We start from the raw sequence: 8,652 nt of genomic DNA, 5'->3' as shown, positions 1-8,652 counted from the left end.
GGACAGCGCCCACTCCCCCGGCGCCGCCACCACAGCTCGCGGACCTGCCTGCCTTCACCGGCGACGCGCTCGACCCGGCCGTCAGCGGCGGCGACCTGTGCGTGCAGTCCTGCGCCGACGACCCCCAGACCGAACAGGAACGCGTCATCGGTCGCGGTAAAGGGAGTGGCTCTCCGCCCGGTCGAAACGACGAGTTCGACCCGCTGGACCTCACCGCGAAAGGCTCCGACGGCGAGCTGCTCATCGACTCCACGGCCCACGTACGGCTCGCCCACTCCTCGCACAACAACGGCGCCGTGCTGCTTCGCCGTGGCTACTCCTTCACCGATGGCACCGACAGCCTCGGTCGCCTCGACGCCGGGCTGTTTTTCATCGCCTACCAGCGCGACCCACGCACCCAGTTCGTCACAATACAAACCTCACTCGCCGGTAAGTCCAACGACGCCCTCAACGAATACATCCAACATGTCGGCAGCGGACCGTTCGCCTGTCCATCCGGCGTCCGACCCGGCCAGTACTGGGGCCAACGCCTCTTCGAACAGGCGTAGTAGCGTGAGGCGCCGGCGGCGATGCGCGCGGAGGTGATCGTGGGACGTGACATCATCGGCGCACGTTTCGCCCCGGCCACCCCTTCCTTCGCGATCGGGCCAGCAGAGGCGTTGAGCGGCTGATGCGCGGAACCGTCGCGGTCGTCGACGACGACGAGACGCTGTGCGCGATGATCGTGCGGGTGCTGCGCCTCGAGGGATTCGACGTGGCGTGGTCCGCGGCGACGGGGAGCGATGCCCTGCGGCGCGCGGCCGCTTCCGTCTCTCCCGACGTGTTGATCCTCGACATCGCGCTGCCCGACACTGACGGACGGGACCTACTGGGCGCGCTGCGTAGCCATGGCGTCGCGGCACCGGCGCTGCTGCTGTCCGCACGAAGCTCGGTCGCCGACAAGGTGCTCGGCTTCGGTGCCGGCGCCGACGACTACCTGACCAAGCCGTTCGCGATCGACGAGCTGCTCGCGCGCCTGGACGTACTGATACGCCGGGCGCCCGGCGCCACCACGACCGCGTTCGTCCTCGATCCGGTCCGGCACGTCGTCGCCGGCCCGGGCGGCACGCGGCCCCTGTCGCCGACCGAGTACCGGCTTCTCGCGGCCCTGGTCAGCCGGCGCGGCCAGGTGGTGCGACGAGCGTCGTTGATCTCCAGTGCGTGGCCGCCAGGTTCGGTGGTACGGGAGAACACCCTGGACAGCTATGTCGCACGACTGCGGCGCACGCTGCGTGACGTCGCCGGCGATCCGTCGATCGCGACCGCGCGTGGTATCGGCTACCGGCTCGACTGATGCGCCGACGACTGACACTGGTCACGGTTGTGGCCATCGGAGTCGCGGTCGCGTTGCTCACCGCGACTTTCTGGCTGCTGCTGCGTGGCTGGCTACGCCACGACGCCGACGTCCTGCTGGCGTCGCATGCCCGATCGGCGGCGGCGCTGGTCGCCGTCGACGCCGGCCGGCTCGTGCTCGAGGAGACACCGGGGGACGAGGCCATCGAGCCGAACATGTGGCTTTTTGACCCCGGGGCATCGCCGGTGGTGCGCCCGCCCGTGGATCGGTCCCTGGACACAGCGGCGGCGGCGCTCGCGTCGTCCGGACCCGCAACGCGGGTGATCGGTCAGGTTGAGCTGCGGTCGTTGCCGGTCCAGGATGGCTCTCGACACGTGGGCACGGTGGTGGTGGCCCTCAGTCTGGCGCCCTACGTGCACAGCGAGCGGCTGGCCGTCGGCGCCGCGATCGTGCTTGACGTCGTGATCCTGATCGGAGCGGCCGTTCTGGTGCGTCGGGTCGTCGGCTCGGCCCTTCGTCCCGTGGCCGAGATGACGGCGCGCGCTCGTGACTGGGGCGCGCACGATCCGGACCAGCGGTTCGGCCTGGGGCCACCGCACGACGAGATCACGGGCCTCGCCGCGACCCTGGACGGCCTGCTCACCCGGCTGGCGGCGAGTCTGCGGCACGAGGCCCTGGTCACCTCACAGATCGCTCACGAACTCAAGACGCCGCTGGCCCGGATGCGCACCGGTGCCGAGGCGAGCGCCCGGTACGACACCCTGGCCGAGTCGCTGCGGGCGGCCCTCGAGGGAGTCCTCACGGAGGTCGACCAGCTCACAGGGGTCATCGAGACCCTCCTGAAGGCGCCCGGCGGCACCGCCACGATGGAAGGTGCGGATCTCACCGAGGTCGCGGCGCGGCTCAGGCGGACCGCCACCGCGGAACATCCTCGGGTGCGGATGAGCCTGCACGGTGCCGCCCGGCCGGCGCTGTGCGAACCGGCCCTGGCCGAGCGGATCCTCGCCCCCGTCGTCGACAACGCACTGCGCCACGCCCGGTCGGCCGTCACCCTCCGGATTGACCAGGCCGAGCCTGCCGCGGCCAGGACGGATGCCACTCGGGTGACCATCACGGATGACGGCACGGGGTTCACTCCCGACGAGGTGGACGCGGTCTTCGAACCCGGATATCGGGGCGCCGCCTCGACCGGCGACGGCGCGGGCCTCGGCCTCCCGCTCGCGCGCCGGCTGGCTCGGCTCGCCGGCGGTGACATCCTGGTCCTCCCCGGGCCGGGAGGCCGCGTGGTCGTGACGCTCCCCGTGTTGCCCGACACCTGATCACCGCCGCCGGGACAGCCGCCGACGACGACGGCTGCTCGGCGCACACGTGCCGTCAGTGGTCCAGGACGGCGGAGCCGTCCGTACCCCGTTCTCCGACCGCACCCGCGGCGGGGACGGCACCACCCTCATGGTCGGTAGCCGCGCCGGGCGAACCGGTCCGCAGGAGCTCCGTGCGGTCGCTCTTCGTCACGGTCAGGTAGACCACCGTGGCCACGATCGCGGCGAGGAACAGCAGGCTCGTGGCCAGGGTGCCGAGCCCCGCACCGCCCTCGTCGGTGGCGCCGCTGAGGTAGTCGCCCGTCGAGCCGCCCAGCGGGCGGGTGAGCACGTAAGCCATCCAGAACGACAGGACCGGACCCAGCCTGATCCACCGGTACGCGATGTACACGACCGCGATCACGACGGCGAAGATGACGACCGCGGTGAGCAGGCCAAGTCCCAGCCGATCCGTCAGCAGGTCGCCCGCGGCGGTGCCGAGCGCAAAGGTGAACAGCACCGTCAGCCAGTAGAACGTCTCGCGGCGCCTGGTGACGATGGTATGGATCGACAAGGTGCCTTCTATCCGGTGCCACGCGACAAACGTCATCGCAAGCAGCAGGGCGAAGACGACCGTGCTGACGATGAGGCTGACGCCCAGGCCATCCGTCAGGTTGTCAGTGATCAGTGTACCGACGACGCTGATGAGGACGACCGTGGTCCAATACACGCCCGGGATGTAACGGCGTAGCCGAAACTGCGCCACCAGCGAGGCGACGAGCAGGACGGACATCACGATCGTCGTGTTGCCGAGCCCAAATCCCAGTGTGCTGTCGAGGTAGTCGGCGGCGCTCTCTCCCACCGTCGTGCAGAGGATCTTGATGGCCCAGAAGTAGAGAGTGATCTCCGGTACCTTGTTGAACATCGGCCGGTTCGGGGCCCGCGCGGTCATAGCTGAGGTAGGTAGGCTCACGTCGCCGAGAATGCCGCCGCCAACCTGACGAAAACCTTACCACCGACGAGCTCGCTGGCCCCATCGGAGCAGCTTGACCGGAACGCCTGATATGCATTCGAACGCCCAGCACAGGTGTCCGGGCCGATCCGGATGTCCCGAGGGTACGCGTCTGGTTTCGCATGGTGGCGCGCCTACCGTTCGGCCGCATGAGCACCGGCAGCAGCGAGCGGAAGTGGAAGCCCACGCCCGTCGAACGTGCCACTCCTCGGGCATGAAATATCCCGCATACGACCTCCAGGAGCAATGCCGTTGAATTAAGAAGTAGCACCTACAAGATCACGATCTGAAGTGGATCTTGTAGGTGCGTGGTGCCCTTGAAAGCGGCGCATCGTACCCGCGGTAGAATTCAGCAGTGACGGGCGCGAACAAGACCGGCGGGAACGGCGAAACGCCGCTGGGCCGGTTGACGGATCATATTTCCCTCGGGGTGCTCACGAGCACGGTCCACCATGACCTGGTGGACGAGGTTCTGGCCGAGACGGGTCGCGTCGAGAAACGGACCCGGAAACTACCCGCCCGGGTGATGGTCTATTACACGCTGGCGATGTGCCTGTTCTTCGATGACGACTACGAGGAGGTCATCGAAAAACTCGTCGCCGGACTGCGGGCCTTCAGGTCGTGGCGGGACTGGGAGATCCCGACCACGAGCGGTGTCACCCACGCCCGTAAACGCCTCGGGGAAGAGCCGCTGCGGATGCTGTACGAGCGGGCCGCCACCCCGATCGCGCATCCCGGCCTGACCGGGGCTTTCCTCGCTGGACGACGACTGATGGCCATCGACGGGTTCAGCCTCGATGTCCCCGACACCCCAGCCAACCGGGACGAGTTCGGGAAACTCGGCGACGGCCCGAAAGCTGGCGCATACCCGAAAATCCAGGTTCTCGGGCTGGTGGAGTGCGGGAGCCGAGCGTTCCTCGGCGCCGCGGTCGGCGGATGCCGCGAAGCCGAGACCACGCTCGCCCGACCGGTCCTGTCCCGACTCGAACCAGGAATGCTCCTCATAGCGGACCGTAATTTCTACGGCCACGACCTGTGGCGCACCGCCGCCGAAACCGGCGCCGACCTGCTCTGGCGCGTCAAGGCGAACCTGGTCCTGCCCGTCCTCGAAGCGTTCGACGACGGCTCCTACCGATCGGTGGTCCTCGCCAAGGGCCTGTCCCTCACCCGGCGGCGGACGCTCGTCGAAACCGCCCGCCGCGGCGGCGACCTCGACCCCGACGAAGCCATGGCCGTCCGGGTCGTCGAGTACGAGATCCTCGACCGCGACGGCGCGAACGAGACCATCTGCCTGATCACCACCGTCCTCGACCCCGCCGACATTCCCGCCCCTCTCCTCGCCGCCGCCTACCACGAGCGATGGCAAGAGGAAACCGGTATCGGCGAGGTGAAAACAACGCTGCGCGGTCCCGGCGGGATACTCCGCTCGAAAACCCCGGAGATGGTCCGCCAGGAGGCCTGGGCAATGCTGCTCACCCACTACGCGATCCGGAAAGTCATGACCGACGCCGCCGAAGAAGCCGACGCCGACCCCGACCGGCTCTCGTTCCTACGAGCCCTCCGTGTCATCCGCCGCCAGATCACCGGGCCGGCGGATTTTTCCCCCTGAGCAACACGCGAAAACCACCACCCGCGTCCACCGCGACATCCGGCGCAGGAAAAACCCCGTCCGCCACCGCACCTGCCCACGCGTCGTCAAACGAGCCCGCCACAACAGTTACCTCGTCAAACGCGACACGCACACCACCACCCGCCACACCGGACCGCCAGCAATCAAACTTTCGCGAGTCGCCTAATTCAACGGCATTGGATCTAGGGTCCAGGCGCGGTGGCAAGCTATGGTTTGGGAACTGGTTGTTCGCCATCACGGCCACAGATGTCGCCAAGGTGCTGAAGGTGAAGGCAGACGATCCCGCGCCCCCGAGAAACAGCACAAGGCAACTGGTCCGGTTCACCTCGTACACATCTGCGATATGGGGTGGCTCACGTAATTCCTATACCCCGGAGTTGATACCATGGCAAGACCTCTGGAAAGATCTTGCGGGAGGTAGCCGTCACGAGTGGCCACAGGCGATCCGCCTTCCCCGCATTCTTGCAGACAGGGTAGAAAGATTACTTCGAGAGCAGCCCGTCCGGCCTATCTATCGGTCCGAACAGATCACGAGCCTTCTTCATCAAGCAGATAATTTCACCGCGAGTAGCGTGATGAACGAACAGTTCGCTACTTTTATGTCCGACGAGCAGGGCCGCTACTGGAGGGCAGAGGACGGGGATTCGGACGCCGGTAGACCGACTGTCGAGCTGGACAACACGCATGCATCCGATAGCCATCGAGTGCTGGTCTTCCTAACAGTGTTTTGACCTGACGACGGCTGACGACTGCCCGGATCCAACGGGACACATCAGTCGACCCCAAGCCCAGGAAGATCATCAGATGAGGCGTCCAGCGTCACCTCGTCCGGCCCGGCTGCGGCTCCGAACCCGGTACCTCCAGGCGAGAGGACCGACCGTCACGGTAAGCCCAGGTCGCCAGATCGAGGACGTGGGTATGGACGACCGGGACACCGGCGAGGGCCTGCCCGGACCCGCCAGTAGTACGAGATTCTGCCCTCAGGTAGGGAGTGGTCTCTGCATGGCTCTGCGGGCTCGGGTCGTGGTCGGCGAGCCGTAGGGTGGGCGTGACAGGACTGATCCGGAGGCGGCGGAGGGGATGTCCGGTGGTGCGGCGATTCAACACGGCAGGTCCGTGCCGCCCTGACTTCCACTACATGGTTCCGGCGTTGTCACGGCTGCCGCAGGCGCCTGGCCTGGTTGCCCAGGACGGCTACTTCGTGGTGCACGCCCCGAGACAGACGGGCAAGACAACGGCACTGCGGGCGCTGGCAGCCGAGCTGACCGCGTCCGGCCGGTACGCCGCGTTGTACTTCTCCTGCGAGTTCGGCGAGGCCGCGGGCGACGACTACCGCGCGGCCGAGCGGAGCATCCTGCAGGAGATCCGTGACCGGGCCGACGCGACGTTGCCCGAGAGCCTCCGCCCGCCCCCATGGCCGGACCTGTCCGCGGAAAACCCACTCAGACGTGCGCTCTCGGCGTGGGCGAGGACGTGTCCGCAACCGCTGGTGCTGTTCTTCGACGAAATCGACGCGCTACGCGGACAGAGCCTGATCAGCGTGCTGCGCCAACTCCGGGCCGGGTTCAGCGAGCGACCGGAGTCGTTCCCCGCCTCGGTCGCGCTCTGCGGCCTGCGAGATGTCCGCGAATATAAGGCCGCCTCGGGCGGGGACCCGACCCGGCTGGGGTCGGCGAGCCCCTTCAACATCAAGCTGAAGTCGCTGCGGCTTGGGGACTTCACGCCGGAGGAGGTGCGAAGCCTGTACAGCCAGTACACGGACGACACCGGACAGGACTTCACCGAGGAGGCGGTACAGCGGGCGATCGAGCTGACCGCCGGCCAGCCCTGGCTCGTCAACGCCCTCGCCCGCGAGATCGTCGAAGAGATCAAGATACCGATCCCGGAGACAATCACTGTCGAGCATGTGGAACAGGCCAAGGAACGACTGATCCTGGCCCGGGCCACCCATCTCGACTCCCTTGCCGCCAAACTCGCCGAACCCCGCGTCCGGCGAGTACTGGAACCGGTGCTCGCCGGTACCCTGGTCAACCTCGACGCCTACGACGACGACTTGGCCTACGTCCGCGACCTCGGTCTGATCGCCCCCCTCAACCCGGTGCGGATCGCCAACCCGATCTACCGTGAGGTCGTCGCCCGGGTTCTGACCGACGGCGTCGAGGCCGTCGTGTTCGCCGACCCCCGCTCCTTCGTCCTGCCTGACGGCCGGTTCGACACCGCGACGATGCTCGACGAGTTCACCCGGTTCTGGGTCGAGAACGGCGAGATCCTCGCCTCTGGCCGCCGCTATCCCGAAGCCGCCCCCCAGCTCGTCCTCATGGGCTTCCTCCAGCGCGTCGTCAACGGCGGCGGCTACGTCGAACGCGAGTACGGCATCGGCCGCGGCCGTATCGACCTGCTCGTCCGCTGGCCGCACACGACGCCGAACGGCAGGCGCCGCTGGCAGCGCGAGGCCTTCGAACTCAAGGTCCGCCGAACAGGCGAAGCCGACCCGCTCCACCGCGGCCTAGCCCAGCTCGATGGCTACCTCGACCGGCTCGGGCTCGACCACGGAATCCTCGTCATCTTCGACACCCGATCCGAAGCCCCACCCATCGCCGAGAGAACCGTCACCACCACCATCACCAGCCCCGCCGGCCGCACCGTCACCCTCCTGCGAGCCTGACGCGCCACGAGGCTCAGCTACGTCGCGAACTCCGTGCCGTGGACAGGACGTGGCTACGCGAAATGACTCCGCCGGGTTGCGACGCATCGCCCCAGCTCACAGCAAATATTGATCCTCAGGGACGAAGCGCATGCAAATCTTCGAAGGAACCAACCAGATCCAGCGCCTGGTCATCAGCCGCCACCTCGCCCGAGCCTGATCAGGGGGCATTTTCGCTGGTCAGAGTTCCAGTTCGGGTCCGAGCGGCGGTTCGGGCTCTGCCGGGGTGAGGTCCGGCGGTGTCCGGTCCAGTCCGATCGTTTCCGGCTGGCTGTGGCTGAGCCGTGGCTGGGAGAGCCCCGCCTCCGCAGCCGTCATGACACGCCCCGATCTTGGCAATGACCCGCGACATCGGCCCGTCGTAGTCGCTTCCGACGGCGGTCACGGTGTCCTCGAAGGGCCCGGCGCCGTGGATCGTACGACTGAGCCAGTTCTCGGGCAGGAGCACGCGGTCGCCCGGAACGAGCGGCTCGGCGCCCTCCCACAGGTAGGCGTACCTGCCCACCCGTACCTTCATCGCCACCGACGCCCCCGACTGTCCCGCGCTCCCCTGTCTGTCAGACTCCCGTGAGACATGAGGATCATCGAGACCTCGGTAGCGTAGGGCGAGACGGGATCTTCAGGACCAGTGACGTTGACCATGGCGGACATGGCCTCCTCGAAGCGGGAGGATGG

At 67.5% G+C, this 8,652-nt stretch carries 6 protein-coding genes; 5 read left to right on the top strand and 1 reads right to left on the bottom strand.

Features of this window, described 5'->3' with window-relative positions; genetic code table 11:
* From NBZ85_RS23220 to NBZ85_RS23210, 3 genes are all read left to right on the top strand, one after another.
* The coding region (locus tag NBZ85_RS23220) for a Dyp-type peroxidase (protein WP_261562582.1) at positions 1–548 on the top strand (548 nt) is incomplete at its 5' end.
* Positions 549–670: 122 nt separating this feature from the next.
* On the top strand, positions 671–1,333 hold the full coding sequence (locus NBZ85_RS23215; protein ID WP_261560349.1) for a response regulator transcription factor: 663 nt from the start codon (positions 671–673) through the stop codon (positions 1,331–1,333).
* Positions 1,334–1,362: 29 nt separating this feature from the next.
* Positions 1,363–2,652: a sensor histidine kinase gene (locus NBZ85_RS23210; RefSeq protein WP_261560348.1), complete on the top strand. Its 1,290-nt coding sequence runs from the start codon at positions 1,363–1,365 to the stop codon at positions 2,650–2,652.
* Positions 2,653–2,707: 55 nt separating this feature from the next.
* Here the strand turns inward: NBZ85_RS23210 and NBZ85_RS23205 are convergent, their stop codons facing one another.
* Positions 2,708–3,556 (bottom strand): COG4705 family protein, encoded by an 849-nt coding sequence (locus tag NBZ85_RS23205; protein WP_261560346.1) that lies wholly within the window; start codon positions 3,554–3,556, stop codon positions 2,708–2,710.
* A 442-nt stretch (positions 3,557–3,998) separates the two neighbouring features.
* Here NBZ85_RS23205 and NBZ85_RS23200 point away from each other — a divergent pair, with 442 nt between their 5' ends.
* Both NBZ85_RS23200 and NBZ85_RS23195 read left to right on the top strand, forming a co-directional pair.
* Positions 3,999–5,252 (top strand): IS4 family transposase, encoded by a 1,254-nt coding sequence (locus NBZ85_RS23200; protein ID WP_261560730.1) that lies wholly within the window; start codon positions 3,999–4,001, stop codon positions 5,250–5,252.
* 1,171 nt (positions 5,253–6,423) lie between these two features.
* Positions 6,424–7,938, top strand: a complete 1,515-nt coding sequence (locus NBZ85_RS23195) for an ATP-binding protein (RefSeq protein WP_261559230.1) — start codon at positions 6,424–6,426, stop codon at positions 7,936–7,938.
* Positions 7,939–8,652 lie beyond the last annotated feature (714 nt).

This window comes from Frankia tisae (genome assembly GCF_025403405.1).
GTDB lineage: Bacteria > Actinomycetota > Actinomycetes > Frankiales > Frankiaceae > Frankia > Frankia tisai.
Note: the sequence above shows the minus strand (reverse complement) of the source record. Positions and strands in the feature narration are given on the sequence as shown.

Bases quoted from the DNA above. Each gene is read 5' to 3' on its own strand.
- NBZ85_RS23215 (WP_261560349.1), top strand. From the start codon at position 671: ATGCGCGGAACCGTCGCGGTCGTCGACGACGACGAGACGCTGTGCGCG.
- NBZ85_RS23205 (WP_261560346.1), bottom strand. From the start codon at position 3,556: ATGTTCAACAAGGTACCGGAGATCACTCTCTACTTCTGGGCCATCAAG.